The organism is Alicyclobacillus sp. ALC3, from assembly GCF_028751195.1.
GTDB lineage: Bacteria > Bacillota > Bacilli > Alicyclobacillales > Alicyclobacillaceae > Alicyclobacillus_L.
Genome location: NZ_CP066784.1, coordinates 2,729,222 through 2,748,672 on the forward strand (window position 1 = coordinate 2,729,222; position 19,451 = coordinate 2,748,672).

Sequence of the window (19,451 nt, forward strand, 5' to 3'; positions counted from 1 at the left end):
AAGGACAGAATTCGTGTTGCCCGACGACCACATGAGGGCGACTGAAAGACGGAATGTCGAGTCATTTTAGGATAACTAAAGACAGGACTAGATGGGTGGGGCCACTGCGGTGGCCCCATTTTGAGTGGTGAGGCTGTTTTGCCGCGAGAGTTGCGGGAGTTGCGGGGGCACTGCGGCTCAGCTATGTGATCGAAACCGACACATGGCTGGCGCTGCGGCTCGGCTATGTGATCGAAATCGACACATGGCTGGCGCTGCGGCTCGGCTATGTGATCGAAATCGACACATGGCTGGCGCTGCGGCTCGGCTATGTGATCGAAATCGACACATGGCGGGTGCTACGGCTCGGCTATGAGATCGAAACCGACACATGGCTGGCAGCAAGACCCGGCTATGTGATCGAAACCGACACATGGCGGGCTGCGGGACTTGGCTATGAGATCGAAACCGACACATGGCAGGCGCTACGGCTCGGCTATGTGATCGAAATCGACACATGGCGGGCGCTACGACTCGGCTATGTGATCGAAATCGACATATAGCTGGCGCAACGGCCCGGGTATGTGATCGAAATCGACATATAGCTGGCGCAACGGCTCGGCTATGTGATCGAAACCGACACATGGCGGGCGCTACGGCTCGGCTATGTGATCGAAATCGACACATGGCGGGCAGCAAGGCCCGGCTATGTGATCGAAATCGACACATGGCAGGCGCTACGGCTCGGCTATGTGATCGAAATCGACACATGGCAGGCGGGATGGCTCGGCTATGTGATCGAAACCGACACATGGCTGGCGCTGCGGCTCGGCTATGTGATCGAAACCGACACATGGCGGGTGCTACGGCTCGGCTATGAGGTCGAAATCGACACATGGCTGGCGGCAAGGCTCGGCTATGTGATCGAAACCGACACATAGCCGGCGGCAGGGCTCGGGTATGTGATGGGGCACAGACCCCGAAGGCCCCCTCCGTGTTCATGACGTCCATTTCAGACATTGTACCGTACAATTCGCCTCAATTTGACGCCATTTGCGCGCGGATGGCGGATTCGATTGCTCGAGGCGATGTGGCGCCGAAGCGCACGGCAAATCGGCGGTAACGCAGCGGTCGCACCATTGACGCGGATATCGCCGTCTGCAATTTCCATCATACGACCGTGATCCCGGCGCGGCCCGACCGAGTCCCCGCGAGTCGAGGTCTCAACCGATGTGCAAAGCCTCACCCAGTCTGAATTGGAGGGGATTTGGTACGTGCAGCAGGTGCTGCAGCTTGGAACTGCGATGACGTGGAACGGACACACGCAGAATTTCGGGTTGCCGGAGATGAAGTGAGGGGAGGAAAGGCACCAAGGGCTGGACTTGAGGCGCCGGGCACGAAGGAAGGACAGGACTAGATGGGTGGGGCCACTGCGGTGGCCCCATTTTGAGTGGTGAGGCTGTGTGCGGCGAGGATTGCGGGACCAGCACAGGGGCGTGTTTGAGGGCTAGTTAAAGTTAGCGCCACTGGTGTCGCGAACGGGGGAGGCGGCGGGGGCCGGATCGCTCGTGAATGGAAAAAATGTCGCTGCACGGGATTCTGGCGGCGAATAGCGACAAAACCGATACTATCACGGGCGGCGCAGGCTGCCGAAAGCCGTGCGCGGGCCGCTGACGCATCCCGGCTCATCCCGCGCAACCGCTGCGGGTTTCGTCATCAGCCTGAGCCGCAGTCCCCAGTCCACCCCTGACCATTGCTACTAGGGGCGACTACTAGAGTTACAGGCGCAAATTAGTAGATATGGAATGTACCTAGGTCTCAAAATTCGAGTATATTAGACACAAGTAGATACATGGGCACGATGAGCGACTGCCCCAGACCATCTATCCCCGTGCGTTCGCACTCTCGTAACTGTGAGGCGTCCTGGACTCGTTCAACTTAGAGAAGCAATTGCGAGACCGGTGCAGAACTGCGGCTATTGATAATCCAATCCAAAATGAAGTTGCGCTGTGAAGAGAGGAGAAGCGAATTTGCGAGAAAAGCAAGGGAGAGGGAACAAGGGGCGGCGGATGTTGAACGCAACGACAGCCGTGATGGTCACGCTTGGCACCGCGATGAGTTTTGCCCCGTCGCAGGCACTGGCAGTGCCGATAGCAGGGGTGACGCCCCAACAACCTAGCGTGATTACGAAGCAAGACGGCTCCACCTGGGTCGTGGTGTCGAGCGCGGCCAATCTGGAGTTTATCGACATGTACCCGATGAGCTCCATCGCATCGGGAGTGGCGGTGGACTACCTCCACGCGAACATTGAGCTGACCAGTAACATTGTCATGACAGGCGTGAACTGGACTCCGCTGGGGAATAGCGCCCATCCGTTCGCTGGCACCTTCGACGGACAAGTGTACACGGTGTCGGGTGTCAGTGTATCGGGGAGTCCCTCCGATGCTGGTTTCTTTGGCACACTAGGTACGAGTGGCACGATTGAAAACGTCCAAGTGTCCGATACCGTGACGACGTCCAGCCAGAGCAACTACCCATCTGAAGGTGGGCTCGTCGGATATATGGCGGGCGGTAACATCACAGACGCGTACGTCAGTGGAAGCGTCTCGTACAACGTTAATGGGCCAATTTACACAGGAGGCCTAGTCGGCAATATGCAGGGCGGGAGCATTTCCGGATCGACTGCAAATGTCACACTCTCTGACAATACCGGCGCAGTCGCCTACATGGGTGGTCTGGTGGGCGAAATGCAGAGTGGTAGTATCACCAATTCACACGCGGTGAGCGGCAGCTTCACAGGCACCGCCGGTGGAACCCTTGATGCAGGTGGCTTGGTGGCGGACATGATGGGCGGGAGTATTTCGGGATCAACCGCCACCTACGTGTTCACCGACCTGAATGGCGGGGGAAGCGTGTCTCTTGGCGGCTTTGTCGGAGACATGCAGACGGGCACCATTACGAATTCGACTGCGAGCGGTACGCTCCAGTCTGACACGACCGGCGGTAGCACCTACGCCGGTGGCTTTGCGGGATCGATGGAGGGGGGGAGCATCGCCGGATCGACTGCGATGAGCACCCTCCATCCTGGCGCCGCCAGCGGTAACACCTACGCCGGTGGTCTCGTGGGGGAGATAAATGCTGGCAGTGTGACTGGGTCATCTGCAGCTACGCAGATTAGCGATCAAAAGTTAGCGTCCGACAGCTTTCTCGGAGGCCTAGCGGGCGACATGCAAGCTGGCAGCATCACGGATTCACACGCGAGCGGCACAGTCACAGGGTCCGGTACCGCAGGAATGACTGAGAGCTACGTCGGCGGCCTAGTCGGCCAGATGCAGGCGGGCAGTGTGTCGGCTTCATACATGAGTGGCAGCGTCACTGCTGACGCTGACGTGATTGCCTATGCGGGTGGCTTGGTGGCAGAAATCGTGAGCGGGAGCGTCTCAGAGTCATTCATGAGCGGCACAGTGAGTGCTGGCCCTACCGCAGGTGTCGGGACTTACGCTGGCGGCTTGGTGGCCGAAATGCTCAGTGGCGGTGTCACCAACGCATACATGCGGGGTACAGTCAACAGTTCAGCACCCGGTGGTGGCTACGCTGATGGTGGTGGACTGGTGGGTCAAATGTCTAGTGGCAGCGTCACGACATCTTACGTGAACGCTGATGTCACGGCCAATTCCTTTCTGTCCGCCGCCGCGGGTGGGCTAGTCGGCAACACATTTGCAGGCACCATCACAGACGGTTATGTCGGTGGGAACGTCAATGGAACTGCGGTTACGAGCGGCACGCTGTTTGGGAGTGGCTCTGCGCCGTCCGGATCGTTTGGCGCACTGACCTCTTCGCAGATGACTCTGCAGCCGTCATTTGTCGGCTTCGACTTTACCGGGACGTGGGCGATGGACCCGAGCGGTGTGACTAACTCGGGCATGCCGTATTTGCAGGGCCTGTATCCGACGATTGCGTCGACGTCGCTTGGTGTCGCCGTGTCGGGCGTAGCTTTCTCCGGGTCACTCGCTGTTTCAGGCGGATCCGGCGGTGACACATGGTCTGTCACCGGCTTGCCAACCGGCCTCTCGTTTAATCCGGCCACTGGCGCCATCTCTGGCACGGTCACGACGACTGGCGTCTACACGGTCACGGCGACTGTGACCGACAGCATGGACCTCAGCGACACGCGGGTGTTGACACTCGACGTGGTGAACCCTGTGGTCGTCTCGGTGCCGTCCTCGACGACGATTGAGATGCCGTCGTCTGGTTCTGTGAGCGGCCTGCCGTGGACGCCGAGTGCCACAGGTGGTGGTGCCGGTGGAGGTGCCGCGTACACGTGGTCGATGAGCCCGACTTCGTTGGACGGACTTGGGATCACGCCGATTGGGGACTGGACGGGGGCGGTTGCCGGGCCGGGGCAGTTCTCGGCGACGCTTGAGGCGAAGTCGGGCCTAGGTGTTCTCGGCGTCGAGACTGTGTCCTTGGACGTGTTACCGCCACTTGTCCTGAAGACAACGTCAGCGCTACCGGAGGGAGAGACCGGCCTCGCCTATAATGACAAGTTGAGCGCGTCGGGTGGGTCAGGTAGCTACACCTGGGCGTTGGCAAACGGCACGACGTCGGGGCAGATGGACGGCTTGTCGCTGTCGTCTGGCGGTCTGTTGAGCGGCAACCCGAATGCTTCCGGCACGTTTACCTTCACGGCGACGGTGGCAGATGGATACGCGACGGAGTCGCGCAGCTTTACGTTGGACGTCGCTCCGGCGCTGTCCCCGCTTGCGCCGGTCCGGCAGACGGTTCTGTCCGGTTGGCCGGACACCTTCACCTTCACGGAGATGGGGGGATACGGTTCGTACACGTGGTCGCTGGCGAGTGGCACGCTGCCGCCTGGCTATACGCTCACCTCAGGTGGTGTGCTCTCGGGCCAGTCCAATGCTGTCGGGACATATGCGTTCACTGTGCGGGTGACTGACTCGCTTGGTGCGACGCGGCAGGAGTCTGCGACGTGGGTGATTGAACAGGCGGTATCGCCGCTGACCGTGCAGAGTATCACGCTTGGTGATGGGACACAAGGCTCACTGTATGAGCAGACACTGATTGCCAACGGTGGGAAACCAGCCTACACGTGGTCGCTTGTGAGCGGGTCACTGCCTGCGGGGGTGGTGCTGAACTCGGACGGCGTGGTGCAAGGGACGCCGACGGCGAGCGGGACATACACGTTCACGGTGGAAGTGAAAGATTCCGCAGGTCACACGGCCACGGCGACCGACACGCTGACGGTCGAGGCCGGCGCGACGCCAGTGACACCGCCTGTCACACCGCCTACGCCGCCACAGTCGCAGCCGCTGGTGATTGGCGCGGGCTCACTGCCCGGCGCGACAGCAGGCACTGGCTACTCTGGGACATTGGCGGCTTCGGGCGGCGATGGCACGTACCAGTGGTCGCTGGCGTCGGGCGCACTGCCGCGGGGACTTTCGCTAGGGGCGAAAGGCACACTCTTTGGCACGCCGCAGTCAATGGGGCTGTCCACATTCACGCTGCGGGTGACGGACAAGAGCGGTGACGTGGCGACTCGGACCTTCCACCTGTTCGTGATGCCAAAGCTGTTGCCTGCGTACGACCGGGTGATTGAAGTGAACGGGCAGGTATTCAGCCTCTCGCCGTCGATGGTCTACAACCACACGACGTACATGCCGATTTGGTACGTGCAGAACGTGCTGCAATTGGCGGGTGTGACCGCGGTGTGGAACGGCAACTTGAACCGCTGGGACTTGACGGTGAACACGAGCAGCGGAGCGTTCGCGAGCGTGACGCCGCACCTCATCTTCAATAACCACGGCACGCCAGTGTACGTGAACGGAGTGCTGGTGTTGCATGCGCCGACGGTGGCGCACCGTGATCCGACAGATGGTGTGATGACGACGTACATGCCCATCTGGTATGTGCAGCAGGTGCTGCAGTCGCTTGGCATTACGACGACGTGGAACGGGCACGTCTGGAACTTCCTGCTGCCCGGCGTGGAGTGAGGGCGAGAGGGATGCGACGAGGCGACACGGTTCGGGCCGTACGGGGCCGGGCGAGTGAGGGATGTACCGCACAGGCGCGAACGAAGGAGAGAAGTCGTGTTGTCCACAGACCACATGAGGGCGACTGAAAGACGGGATGTCGAGTCATGTTAGGATAACTGAAGACAGGACTAGATGGGTGGGGCCACTGCGGTGGCCCCATTTCGAGTGGTGAGGCTGTTTTGCCGCGAGAGTTGCGGGAGTAGCGGGGGCGCGGACCGACCGCGAAGGGTAAAAATGTTGCTGTACGACGATTTTGAGGCGGATAGCGACAAAAACGACACTACCGCGGGAGCAACGGCCCGGGTATGTGATCGAAATCGACATATAGCTGGCGGGACGGCTCGGCTATGTGATCGAAACCGACACATAGCTGGCGGGACGGCTCGGCTATGTGATCGAAATCGACACATGGCAGGCGGGACGGCTCGGCTATGTGATCGAAACCGACACATAGCTGGCGCTGCGGCTCGGCTATGTGATCGAAATCGACACATGGCAGGCGGGACGGCTCGGCTATGTGATCGAAACCGACACATAGCAGGCGGCAGGGCTCGGCTATGTGATCGAAACCGACATATGGCTGGCGCTACGGCTCGGCTATGTGATCGAAATCGACACATGGCTGGCGCTGCGGCTCGGCTATGTGATCGAAACCGACACATAGCAGGCGGCAAGGCTCGGCTATGTGATCGAAATCGACACATAGCGGGTGCTACGGCTCGGCTATGTGATCGAAATCGACATATAGCTGGCGGGACGGCCCGGCTATGTGATCGAAATCGACACATAGCAGGCGGCAGGGCTCGGCTATGTGATATCGCCGTCTGCAATTTCCATCATACGACCGTGTCCCGGTGCGGCCCGACCGAGTCCCCGCGAGTCGAGGCCTCAACCGAGGTGCAAAGCTTCACCCAGTCTGATTTAAAGGGGATTTGGTACGTGCAACGAGTACTACAATCGCTTGGAATTGCTATGACGTGGAACGGACACGTCTGGGACTCCCTGTTGCCGGGGATAAAGTGGGGGCGAGGATGATGCGCCGAGGACAGGACTTGAGGCGCCTGGCACGAACGAGGGACAGGATGAAGGAAGGACAGGACTAGATGGGTGGGGCCACTGCGGTGGCCCCATTTTGAGTGGTGAGGCCGTTTTGCAGCGAGAGTTGCGGGAGTAGCGGGGGCGGGTTTGAGTTAACGACACAGGCGTCGCTGAACTAACGGGGGGACACGGGGGTGCGGACCGCCCGCGAAGGGTAAAAATGTCGCTAGGCGGCGAAAATCTGGCGGATAGCGACAAAAACGACACTTCCGCTGGAGCTGGGAGTCCTGGACGTTCGTGATCGTACGGTAGGGGTCGTCACGGTAGAACCCGCTACTGAAGTGGTCATCTGAAGTGGTCGTCTGAAGTGACCAGCGCCGCGTGGCGGTCTCGATCGACCTGCGACATCTAGGTTGTTACTGAACGCGGTGATGTTCGGCCGCTAGCTGCCTCGCCGTCAACTTGTAGGCGCTGATGACGAGCGGTGAGTTTTCTAGGTGAATGCGCAGTTTGATGCGCACTTGCAGTGCGCCGCACGCGTCGGCAGCAGGACTTCGAAATCCGTTTCCTCCGTCATTGCTGTGAGACCGCGCCGTCTCATCGCCAACACGAAACCGCAGCGTGAGGTCGTCGCCGAGTGTCAGCAACCGCAGCCACGGGCTACCGTCTCGCCATGGCCAAAATCCGCGTCCGACGGACAGACCGTTCCAATCCGTGTCGTGAGACCAGGACGCTATCACATGCGTGCCTTCCCCCCGCACTTCCACCCCAATGACGTCAACAACGGTGACCGGTAGCCGGAAGGCAATGGCAAACTGCCTAGGCACGCCATTCCAAGCGTACGTCACCGGGTCGCGTGCAGAGTCGCGTGCAGAGTCGCGTGCAGAGTCGCGTGCAGAGTCGCGTGCAGAGTCGCGTGCAGAGTCGCGTGCAGAGTCGCGTGCAGAGTCGCGTGCAGAGTCGCGTGCAGAGTCGCGTGCAGAGTCGCCGGTCGCATCCGGGGCGCTATGGCTGATGTCGAATGACAGTTCCTGATACTCGCCCGTTGACGCATGCGTGATCTCGCATTGATGCACCGGTGTCAGCATGTCTCCTGCTCGCTCAACGAACATAGCCTTCCAGTGTGTCAATTCGGTCAGGGAGTTGGCTGCGATGAAGCGAAAGTCACCATAGGCGCGCTCGATGGCTGACTGGAACGCGTCGTCGTCCGCAGTTCGGTCGGCAGCCGCGCGTTCGATGAGGTCGTACACGGTGTCCACCATGGCTGCTCCGGTCGCCTTCCGCAAATCTTCCCGCGTTGACGCGTGGTGGCGCAGGCTCGCGTCGATAAACTCCGCCATGTGCGCTTCCAGCGCAGCGTCTTCCGGCCAGAGTGGCAGATTTAGCGCCTCGCGGGTATGGAGCAGTGTCGACTTCCAGTCGGCGAGGTAGTTGGTATAGGGAATCAGGACACGCCTTCGACCTCGCGTGTGGTAGAGTGCCGAGAGGGTGTAGGACAGCCAGAGGGCGAGACCTTTCTGAATAGGGATCCCGTCCCGCCGCTCGAGGGACAGCGCCGTCTCAAGCGGGTTGCGGACCATGATGACGAAGCATGCGTCCACGCCGGTTTCCTCGAACACACGCAGCCACAGCGGTAGCGTGATGCAGGTCCGCGGATCTTTAAAAGCCCACACGGCGTGAGGCAGGAACTCCTCGCGCACAAGTGTGGTGAAGTGGCTCTTGGCGCGCAGTGCCGCTGGGTGCGTATCGGCCCAATCGTCCGGTAAGGTGGGATTGGGTTGGTCGGACCCGACCAACAGGTTGTTCAACAGTGTGGTGTGCAGGTTGTAAATTCCGAGGTGTTCAAAGTATCCTTTCGGGTTCGACTCATTCGCTGGCAGAAAGGACTCGCCGAGGTAGGCGCCAAGTGCGCCCATCCCACGGGTGAACGCAGACGTACCGCTGCGGTGCATGCCGAGAATGCATACAGCCTGACTCAACGTCATCACCTCCACTCGCCTTGATTCGAGCCATGGGCGGACTCGAGAACGTCGAAAACGTGCAGGGCCTGTCCAACCGCTTGGTCCATGTTGAGATACTGGTAGCTGCCGAGTCGTCCGGCGAAGGTCACATTGGGTGTGTCCTTCGCAAGGCTCGCGTAGCGGGCGTAGAGCGCCTTGTTCGCCTCGGTCGGCACGGGGTAGAAGGGGTCGCCCTCGGCACTCGGGTACTCGTAGATAAGTGCCGTTTGCGGGTTCGATTGACCCGTGATGTGCTTCATTTCAGTGACGCGCGTATAGTCGTGATCATTCGGGTAGTTGACCGTGGCCACGGGCTGAACCTGCTCTGCATCGACCGTTTCTTCGCGAAAGCGGAGAGAACGGTAGGGCAGGCGGCCGAGTTGGTAGTGAAAAAACTCATCGACAGGGCCTGTGTAGACCAAGTGGCGGTAGTCGACGCGCTGGCGCACGTCGTCAAACGCAGTGGAGAGGAGGACGTCGATGCCATCGTGATCGAGCATCTGGGCAAACAAAGCTGTGTATCCGTCCGCCGGGATGGCTTGGTAGGTGTCTGTAAAGTAGCGGTCGTCACGGTCCGTTCGCACGGGGATGCGGCCGCACACTTCTGGTGCAAGCTCATCCGGTTCGACGCCCCACTGTTTTTTCGTGTAGTTGCGATAGAGCTTCTCATACAGATCGGTGCCGACCTGGCGCACCACAACGTCCCTTGAATTGCGCACTCGGTCGATGTTGATCCGCACGGACTCCAGGTAGGCCGTTGCGGATGCGCTGTCGTGGTTTGTGCCGTACAGTTCGTTTAGCGTGTCCAGGTTAATCGGCATCGGTACCCGCTTCCCCTCCACACTGGTGAGCACCCGGTGTTCGTACGCGCGCCACGTGGTGAACTGGCTCAGGTAGTGAAAGACGCGCGCACTATTAGTATGAAAAATGTGCGGGCCGTAGCGGTGCACGAGGAGGCCAGCTGCGTTGTGAGTATCGTAGGCGTTGCCGCCGATGTGTGATCGCTTATCGATGACAAGCACCCGTTTTCCTCGTTGCGATGCCAGTCGCTCAGCCAGCGTCGCCCCAGTGAAACCGGCACCAACAATGAGGTAGTCGTACGTCGTCACACCCATTCCTCCTTACGCGCTTATCCTCACGCGTTCCTCCTCACCCGTCCATCACAAGCCCATCACCTTAAGCCAGTGCAGAGACAGGCCGGCGGTATCAGTCTGTTTGGGTTCACAGGCCTGTTTGGGTTCACAGGCCTGTTTAGGTTCACAGGCCTGGTTGGGTTCACAGGCCTGGTTGGGTTCACAGGCCAAAGCTTCGTTCGAGGAGGAACTGGATAACTTCCCGGTTGTTCAGCTGTGACTTGCCGATCCCGTCGAGCACCCTGGCGCGCATCTCGCGATACACGTTGTGCACACCTTCCCGTTCGGCTTCGTTCAGCAGGTGGCCAAAGTCTCGTTGGACGATTTCAAATAGTTTGGTATTCTCAATTGCGGTCTGCATCGGATCACGCTGCGAATTCCCGCCTGGGTGCAGCCGGTAGTAGCCGAGTGGTTCATCGACGTAAACGCACTGGGCTCCGTGCAGGACGAAGTTGATGTGGCGGAGCCAGTCGTGCGTGATGCGCAGCCTTGTGTCCTCGAGTCCGAAGTTGACGAACAACTCCCTGCGGTACAGCGCCCGCGGACTGATGTGCACGCCTTGGAGGATGAGGCTGCGCCAGACCGCTGGGTTGTCGTTTGGGAATCGTGCGTCCGGTCCGCCGTACATGTGCGCAAACCTGGGATCACGCGGCGTGCCGTACAGGGTGGTCGACAGCCGTTGTGTGCCTTCGAGGACCAACAGATTGGCGAAGCCGATGTGGGCGTTTCGTTCATTCATCGCAGACAGCACCCGCTCGCAGTACGGCGGGAGGTAGATATCATCGGCGTCCAAAAATGTCACATATTTGCCCTGCGCGCGCAACAGCAGTTGGTTGTATGTAAATACCGCGCCTCTGTTGTGGCCATTCGTATACACCCGGAGGCCGTGTTGCTCGTACCGCCGCGCGATGGCGAGCGTGTCGTCCGTCGAACCGTCGTCAAGCAGGATGATTTCGCGATCGGCGAAGGTCTGGGACAACGCCGACTCAATTGTCTCGTCGAGGAACGGGGCGGCGTTGTACGCCGGGATCAAAATGGAAAGAGTAGGGGCCCAGTTGGCGTTGGACAAAGCTTGGGTCGCGGTCAGACCTTGCATGGGTGCTCTCCTTTGTCGCTCTCATCTGTAGCTCTCATCTGTAGCTCTCACTAGAAATTGTGACGGATTCTAGTCGCTATCTCTTTGTGTCGGTCGACTTTGTGCACCGGTCCTTCTGCACCATCACATCGTAGTTCGCTTCGACGCGGCCACCTGAGGTCATGAGACCGACCGTCGGTCAGAAACCCTTCCACTGACACATAGCTGGCGAAACGGCTCGGCTATGTGATCGAAACCGACACATAGCAGGCGGCAAGGCTCGGCTATGTGATCGAAATCGACACAAGGCGGGCGGGACAACTCGGCTATGTGATCGAAATCGACACATAGCGGGTGCTACGGCTCGGCTATGTGATCGAAATCGACATATAGCTGGCGCTACGGCTCGGCTATGTGATCGAAATCGACACATGGCTGGCGCTACGGCTCGGCTATGTGATCGAAATCGACATATAGCTGGCGAAACGGCTCGGCTATGTGATCGAAATCGACATATAGCTGGCGGGACAACTCGGCTATGTGATCGAAACCGACACATAGCAGGCGGCAAGGCTCGGCTATGTGATCGAAACCGACACATAGCAGGCGGCAAGGCTCGGCTATGTGATCGAAATCGACACATAGCGGGTGCTACGGCTCGGCTATGTGATCGAAATCGACATATAGCTGGCGCTACGGCTCGGCTATGTGATCGAAACCGACACATAGCAGGCGGCAAGGCTCGGCTATGTGATCGAAATCGACACATAGCTGGCGAAACGGCTCGGCTATGTGATCGAAATCGACACATAGCGGGTGCTACGGCTCGGCTATGTGATCGAAATCGACACATAGCAGGCGGCAAGGCTCGGCTATGTGATCGAAATCGACACATGGCGGGCGGGACAGCTCGGCTATGTGATCGAAATCGACACATAGCGGGTGCTACGGCTCGGCTATGTGATCGAAATCGACATATAGCAGGCGGCAAGGCTCGGCTATGTGATGGGGCACAGGCCCCGAAGGCTGAAGGGACAGAGACCCCGAAGGCCGCTCCGTGTCCGTGACGTCCGTTTCAGACATTGTACCGCACAATCCGCCTCAATTTGACGCCATTTGCGCGGGGCCGGCGGATGGCGGATGGCGGATGGCGGATGGCGGATGGCGGATGGCGGATGGCGGATGGCGGATGGCGGATGGCGGATGGCGGATGGCGGATGAAGGTCACCACGCAACTGCGGGTGTGTATCTGCGGCCGATTTACGCCCTCCTCCTACCCGACGGACGCGTTCTGGCTCGACTTCCTCCGGGGTCTTAATCTCGCGCATCCCACGCCGAACGTACGGTCTGACATGCGCAGTAATGTGGCCAGACGTTCCGGACCTCCTGGCCCGTAGGCAATGGCCTGCGCAATGGCCTGCGCAATGGCCCGCGCTCCGGCCAGTCGACGACGTTGCTTCTCATCCAAAATAGGGGTAAACATCTCGGATCGTTGTTGAATGCGGGCTAAGCCCGATCACCGTCTACAACTACGCGTTGGAAGAGAGGGAAGAGGCGAGGGTTCTGGAGGAGCGCATTGAGCGGCTAGAACTCCACCCTGAGACGGCCATACCGTGGCATGGCGTGCGCCGAACAGGACGCCCGGATGAGTTGACCGGCGGTTTGAACTTCGGTTCGACGAAGACGCCTACAAGGAGTACCTGAGGCTAGACAATTCGGTTGCCAAGATTGTGGACGACTTTTTCGACGCTCTGGAGCTGCGGGCGGACGAGATTGGTAAGGAATTGATCAACAAGCAGTCGACTAGACTGCACGGGTGCAAGGAGATTAAGCTCAAGAAGGCGGGCATTCGCATCGTCTGCCGGGTGACGAATGAGACCGTGGACGTTCTGCGCATCGTCTACGTCCCTACCATAGAGAAGCGTGATGACGGTTTTGTCTTCCGGGTGGCTGACACGCGGTTCAAGAGGCTCAAGTCGAGTAAAGATATGAGGGTCGACTTGGCCAAATCCCGGAATCGTAGGGGGCGCACAGGCGCTTCGCCTGGCTCGGACAAGCCCAGGCACAAGTAGCGCGATCCCCTGGAAACACTTCAATCAACCACTTAGGCAATCGCACAACGGAGGCGGCGCTACGGGGTGACCGCCCTTGTTTTGGCCGTCGAGGCGGAGCGTTCGCCGGTGTGACGCCGCACCTCATCTTCAATAACCACGGCACACCAGTGTATATGTGAACGGAGTGTTGGTGTTGCATGCGCCGACGGTGGCGCATCGGGACTAGTCGGATGGTGTGATGACGACGTACATGGGGATTTGGTATGTGCAGCAGGTTATGCAGTCGCTCGGCATTACGACGACGTGGAACGGGCACGTCTGGAACTTCCTGCTGCCGGGGATGAACTGAGGGGCGGGACGGATGTGACCACGGCGACATGGCTAGCGCCGCAAGCGGTGTAGTGAGGCCGGGACTCGTGCCGTCCGGAAAGAACTAAAGACAGGACTAGATGGGTGGGGCCACTGCGGTGCCCCCATTTTGACTGTTGGGGCAGAAGTCGGGAGGACGAGCGGGATCGAGCGGCGGCTGGTGTGAAGGCTAGGTTAAATTAGCGCCACAGGCGTCGCTAACAGGGCTGGTGAGGGGTCGCCCGCCACCCGCTAAAGGAAAAAATGTCGCTGCACGGCGAAAATCAGGCGAATAGCGACAAAAACGACACTAGAAAGTGATAATTTGTCATCGATGCCACACATAATTGTGTATTATTAGTAAGTAGAAAAAGAAGACATCCATACCATCTATGAACTAAATTCATCCTTCCATCCACTCACCTAGCGTGGACTTCCTTGTCTTTCAAATGCACCAACCGAACACAACTAGCGAATTGAGAAGGAGGAGACAGAGGTTGCGAAGGCAGAAACTGAATAGAACAGGTAAGGGGCGGCGGGCGCTCAATGCAACGACCGCTGTCATGATCACGCTGGGCACCGCCATGAATTTTGCCCCGCCACAGGCGAGTGCAGGGACGGTTCCAACGGTGCAGCCACAGCAGCCACAGCAGCCACAGCAGCCACAGCAGCCAATCGTCGTGACGAACCCGGGCGGCACACAGTGGGTGCTGGTGTCGAGCGTAGCGAACCTGGCGTTCATCGACATGCATCCGATGAGCGCGATTATACCGGGATCGACAACAGCGCCGGACTACCTGAACGCGAACATTGAACTGACAAACAACATCGACATGTCAGGTGCAACCGCGGACTGGACGCCGCTGGGTCCATTTGCAGGGACGTTCAACGGCCAAGGCTTTGCGATCTCGGGAGTTATTGTGTCGGGGACGGCCCAGGACGAAGGGTTTTTCGCCTCCCTGAACGGAGGTACCATCGAGGCCATGAGTGTCGTGGATAGTGTGAACGGAGGCGTCAATGCTGGCGGGTTGGTCGGTGACGTCATCAGTGGCAGCATTACCGATTCGTACGTGAGCGGCACAGTCAACTCGGACCTTCAGACCTCGAACGCTACGCAGGTTGGTGGCCTAGTGGGTGACATGCAGGGCGGGAGTATTTCGGACTCTTCTGCAAGCGGCACAGTGAAAGCTAGCGGTAACGCGGGATTCCCTGCGTACGCTGGGGGCCTGGTCGGTGTGATGCACAGTGGCAGCATTGCGGACTCCTATGCGGGCGTTGGGGTCAATGCCAAGGCGCTTGGTGATCCGACTGTCGCCTACGGGGGTGGCCTGGTCGGTCAGATGCAAGGCGGGAGCATTTTACGCTCGTACGCAAGTGGGACAGTTGCTGCGTCCGCAGCGGACGGCAATCCCGCCTATGCTGGTGGTCTCGCGGGCACCGCTGCGGGCGTCGTGACGGACGCTTATGCGGGCGTTGATGTGAATGGCACTTGGGTCACCAGCAACACCTTGTTTGGCGGCGGCTCACCTACTCTGTCCGGCGCCGTGAGCGCGCTGACGACTGGACAAATGACGATGCAGTCGTCCTATGTCGGCTTCGATTTCAGGTCAGCGTGGGGCATCGACCCGAGCGGTGTCATCAACGGAGGCATGCCGTACCTCTCGTGGATGGTGCCAACCGTGATGACGGCAGGGTTGCATGTTGCGGTAGAAGGGCAGCCGTTCAGTCAAACGGTGTCAGGGATGGGGCTCGGAACGTGGTCCGCAGTTGGGTTGCCAAGCGGACTGACCATACAACCAAACGGAACGATTGACGGCACGACAACAGCCGTAGGGGTACACACTGTGACGGTGTCGGTGGACAGCAGCCTAGGATGGGGGACAGCTCAGACCTACACGATGGATGTGCTGCCTGCAACGACGAGCGGCGTGATCGAAATATACAATTGGCAACAGCTCGAGGTCATCGACCAGAACCAGCGACAGTTCCTCCACTCCAATATCGAACTGATGAATGACATCGCGGCGCCGAGTGGCTCAGCCGCGGACTGGACACCGTTTGGCTACTATGGAAATCCATTCGCTGGCACATTTGATGGGCAGAATTACACGATCACAGGTCTGACGGTATCTGGGTCACATTCCAATGAAGGGTTCTTCGGCGTAGTCAACGGTGGCGTCGTGGAGAATGTGCACCTTGTTGGGCGTGTGCAGACGGACTTCAGTGCGTATGCGAGTGCAGGCGGCCTGGTTGGAACCCTCTCGGGCACCATTGATAACGCTTCCTATAGTGGGACGATTTCGGGCGCATCCTTTGCGGGCGGCTTGGTCGGTTCCTTGAAATACGGAAGCATCGAAAACTCGGACGCAACGGTGACGATTCCGTCAATACAGGTCGGTGCTGGCGGCTTAGTCGGCGGCGTGATCTCGGGCACAATCACAAACTCCTTCGCCAATGCCACGCTGACCGGCTCGAACCATTCAACCATCGGCGGGCTGGTCGGGGACGCCTATTATATGGGTATTAACGACTCCCATGCCTATGTCACGCTGACCACACCGAATGGGATCTATTCATCCGCACAAGGCGGGCTGGTGGGGGCGTTATTGACGGGCACTATCGCCGACTCTTATGCGACTGGCACCCTGCAAGGGGCTGCCGCGAATGGCGGCTTGGTGGGCGTGACAGAAGCCGCTGTGACGATTGCTGACTCCCATGCGAGCGTTTCCGTCACAGGTGGGTACGAAAGCAACAACGGGGGTCTGGTCGGGGGAGCGTCATTTCGCGGTAACCTGGAAATTAACCGATCGTATGCGAACGCTACCGTGACTGGCGGCAACACGGGCAGCGACGGCGGGTTGGTCGGCAACATTACGGACGGCAGTATCACGGCGTCGTTTGCGAGCGCCACCGTGAGTGGCGGGCCATACAGCAGTGACGGCGGACTGGTCGGGTCGCTGACCAACGTCACGGTGACAAATGCTTACGCTACCGGACGTACATCAGGTGGGGACCATGCACTCGTTGGTGGTCTCATTGGGCACGCCTGGACAGGCAATCAGATCACGGACGTATACGCGGTACAAACGCTGACCGGCGGGATCTCCAGTTCTGTCGGTGGACTTGCTGGCGAGGTCGAAACGGGCGCGGGATCTTGGACAGATGTGTATGCCAACGCTACCATCAACATCCCTAGCGGACTGACTCAACATAGTCTTGTAGGCAGTGGAACGCTAGTCACTTCTGGCACGGCCAGTTGGTTAACTTCCTCGCAACTGACGATGCAGCCGTCATTTGTCGGCTTCGATTTCAGTGGCACGTGGGCCATCGACCCGAGTGGCGTGATTAACGCTGGCATGCCGTATCTGCAGGCGATGTACCCGACGATTGCGCCGGCGTCGCTTGGTTTGGCTGTGTCGGGCGCGGCGTACTCGGCGTCGCTCGCTGTTTCAGGCGGATCCGGTGGTGACACGTGGAGTGCCACCGGCTTGCCGACCGGGCTCACGATTAGGTCCGCCACTGGCGCCATCTCTGGCGCTGCGACGACGGCGGGCGTCTACACGGTCAGCGCGACTGTGACGGACAGCTTGGGTCTGCGCGACACGCGGGTGTTGACGCTTGACGTTGCGAGCCCGGTGGTGGTGACGGTGCCGTCTTCGACCACCATCGAGTTGCCGCCGTCCGGTTCCGTGAGCGGTCTACCGTGGACGCCGAGTGCCACCGGTGGCGCTGTCGGCGGCGGTGGTGTTGTCGGTGCCGGAGGCGGTGGCACGTACACCTGGTCGATGAGTCCGACTTCACTGGACGGACTTGCTCTCACGCCGAGTGGGACCTGGACGGGCAGTGTGAGGGCGGCTGGGCAGTACTCGGCTACGCTTGAGGCTGATTCGAGCCTTGGCATTCTCGGCTCCGAGACTGTTTCATTGGATGTGTTGCCAGCACTCGCCCTGGAGACGACGTCAGTGCTACCGGAGGGCGAAGTTGGCTTCGCCTATACTGACAAGTTGGCCGCATCGGGTGGGTCAGGCAGTTACACCTGGGCCTTGGCGAGCGGCACGACGTCTGGTGAGACGGATGGTTTATCGCTGTCGCCTGGTGGCGTGTTGAGCGGCAGTCCGACTGCTTCTGGCACCTTCACGTTTACGGCAACGGTGTCAGATGGATACGCTGTGGAGTCGCGCAGCTTTACGCTGGACGTTGCTCCGGCGCTGGGGGCGCTGAGTTCGGTCCGGCAGACGGTGCTGGCGGGTTGGCCGGATACCTTCACCTTCACGGAGATGGGGGGACAAGGCCCGTACACGTGGTCGCTGGCAAGTGGCACGCTGCCGCCTGGCTATACGCTCACATCAGACGGTGTGCTCTCGGGTCAGTCCAATGCTGTTGGGACGTACGTGTTTACTGTGCAGGTGACGGACTCCCTTGGCGCGACGCGGCTGGAGTCTGCGACGTGGGTGATTGAGCAGGCGGTTTCTCCTTTGACCGTGCAGAGTATCACGCTCCGTAATGGGACAGCGGGCTCGCTGTACGAGCAGACGCTGATTGCCAACGGTGGTAAACCGGCCTACACGTGGTCGCTTGTCAGCGGGGCGCTGCCTGCGGGGCTGGTGCTGAACCCGGACGGCGTGGTGCAAGGCACGCCGACAGCGAGTGGAACATACACATTCACGGTGGAAGTGAGAGATACTGCGGGCCACACGGCCACGGCGACCGACACGCTGACCGTCGAGGCCGGTGCGACGCCGGTAACGCCGCCTGTCACACCGCCTGTCACACCGCCCGTCACACCGACACCGCCTGCGCCGCCTGCGCCGCCTGCGCCGCCACAGTCGCAGCCGCTGGGGATTGGCGCAGCCTCGTTGCCCGGCGCTACGGCAGGCACTGGCTACTCTGGAACCTTGACGGCTTCTGGCGGCGATGGCACGTACCAGTGGTCGCTGGCGTCGGGCACGCTACCGCGGGGACTTATGCTGGCAGCGAACGGCACCCTCTTTGGCACACCGCAGACGATGGGGATGTCCACATTCACGCTGCGGGTGACGGACAAAGGCGGTGACGTCGCGACAAAGACCTTCCACCTGTTCGTGATGCCGAAGATGTTGCCAGCGTACGATCGGGTGATTGCAGTAAACGGCCAAGTGTTCAGCCTCTCGCCATCGATGGTGTACAACCAGACAACGTACATGCCGATTTGGTACGTGCAGAACGTGCTGCAATTGGCGGGCGTGAACGCAGCGTGGAACGGCAACCTGAACCGCTGGGACTTGACGGTGAACACGAGCAGTGGAGCGTTCGCCGGTGTGACGCCGCACCTCATCTTCAACAACCACGGCACACCGGTGTATGTGAACGGAGTGCTGGTGTTGCATGCGCCTACGGTGGCGCACCGTGATCCGACGGATGGTGTGCTGACGACGTACATGCCGATTTGGTATGTGCAGCAGGTGCTGACGGAGCTTGGGATTGTGACGACGTGGAACGGGCACGTCTGGAACTTCTTGCTGCCGGGCGCGGAGTAAGGGCGGGACGGATGCGCCGCGGCGGGACTCGCGCCGCACGGGGCACCGCGGGCGAGTGAGGGATGTACCGCCCGGGCGCGAACGAAGGACAGAACTCGTGTTGTCCAAAGACCACATGAGGGCGACTGAAAGACGGGATCTCGAGTCATTTTAGGATAACTAAAGACAGGACTAGATGGGTGGGGCCACTGCGGTGGCCCCATTTTGAGTGGTGAGGCTGTTTTGCCGCGAGAGTTGCGGGAGTAGCGGGGGAGG

10 protein-coding genes are annotated in these 19,451 nt (G+C 59.9%); 7 read left to right on the forward strand and 3 right to left on the reverse strand.

The window, feature by feature from the left end:
- The first annotated feature begins 185 nt into the window (after positions 1–185).
- From JC200_RS12785 to JC200_RS12800, 4 genes are all read left to right on the forward strand, one after another.
- Entirely contained in the window at positions 186–542 is a 357-nt protein-coding gene (locus tag JC200_RS12785; protein ID WP_274432082.1) for a hypothetical protein, read from the forward strand.
- A 63-nt stretch (positions 543–605) separates the two neighbouring features.
- A complete protein-coding gene (locus JC200_RS12790) occupies positions 606–920 on the forward strand; it encodes a hypothetical protein (RefSeq protein ID WP_274432083.1) in 315 nt (104 codons plus the stop codon).
- Between the two features lie 291 nt (positions 921–1,211).
- The gene (locus JC200_RS12795; protein WP_274432084.1) at positions 1,212–1,334 is read left to right on the forward strand and encodes a hypothetical protein; all 123 of its coding nucleotides are present in this window, start codon (positions 1,212–1,214) and stop codon (positions 1,332–1,334) included.
- A gap of 675 nt (positions 1,335–2,009) precedes the next feature.
- A complete protein-coding gene (locus JC200_RS12800; RefSeq protein ID WP_274432085.1) occupies positions 2,010–5,990 on the forward strand; it encodes a beta strand repeat-containing protein in 3,981 nt (1,326 codons plus the stop codon).
- 1,496 nt (positions 5,991–7,486) lie between these two features.
- Here JC200_RS12800 and JC200_RS12805 read toward each other — a convergent pair.
- From JC200_RS12805 to JC200_RS12815, 3 genes are all read right to left on the reverse strand, one after another.
- Positions 7,487–9,049, reverse strand: coding sequence for a sulfotransferase family protein (locus tag JC200_RS12805; protein WP_274432086.1), 1,563 nt, complete (start codon positions 9,047–9,049; stop codon positions 7,487–7,489).
- A 5-nt stretch (positions 9,050–9,054) separates the two neighbouring features.
- On the reverse strand, positions 9,055–10,179 hold the full coding sequence (gene glf, locus JC200_RS12810) for a UDP-galactopyranose mutase (RefSeq protein WP_274432087.1): 1,125 nt from the start codon (positions 10,177–10,179) through the stop codon (positions 9,055–9,057).
- Between the two features lie 184 nt (positions 10,180–10,363).
- Positions 10,364–11,299, reverse strand: a complete 936-nt coding sequence (locus JC200_RS12815) for a glycosyltransferase family 2 protein (RefSeq protein WP_274432088.1) — start codon at positions 11,297–11,299, stop codon at positions 10,364–10,366.
- Positions 11,300–12,335: 1,036 nt separating this feature from the next.
- On the opposite strand from JC200_RS12815, the gene JC200_RS12820 reads away from it, so the two are divergent.
- The 3 genes from JC200_RS12820 to JC200_RS12830 all read left to right on the forward strand — a co-directional run bounded on the left by JC200_RS12820 (position 12,336) and on the right by JC200_RS12830 (position 19,196).
- Complete coding sequence (locus JC200_RS12820; RefSeq protein ID WP_274432089.1) at positions 12,336–12,596, forward strand: hypothetical protein; 261 nt, start codon at positions 12,336–12,338, stop codon at positions 12,594–12,596.
- 412 nt (positions 12,597–13,008) lie between these two features.
- Positions 13,009–13,350, forward strand: coding sequence for a hypothetical protein (locus JC200_RS12825; protein ID WP_274432090.1), 342 nt, complete (start codon positions 13,009–13,011; stop codon positions 13,348–13,350).
- Positions 13,351–14,177: 827 nt separating this feature from the next.
- Positions 14,178–19,196, forward strand: a complete 5,019-nt coding sequence (locus tag JC200_RS12830) for a beta strand repeat-containing protein (RefSeq protein WP_274432091.1) — start codon at positions 14,178–14,180, stop codon at positions 19,194–19,196.
- The last annotated feature ends 255 nt before the right edge of the window (positions 19,197–19,451 follow it).

What these genes read in the sequence shown, in the direction of transcription:
- JC200_RS12815 (WP_274432088.1), bottom strand. Translation starts at nt 11,299, where the DNA reads ATGCAAGGTCTGACCGCGACCCAAGCTTTGTCCAACGCCAACTGGGCC.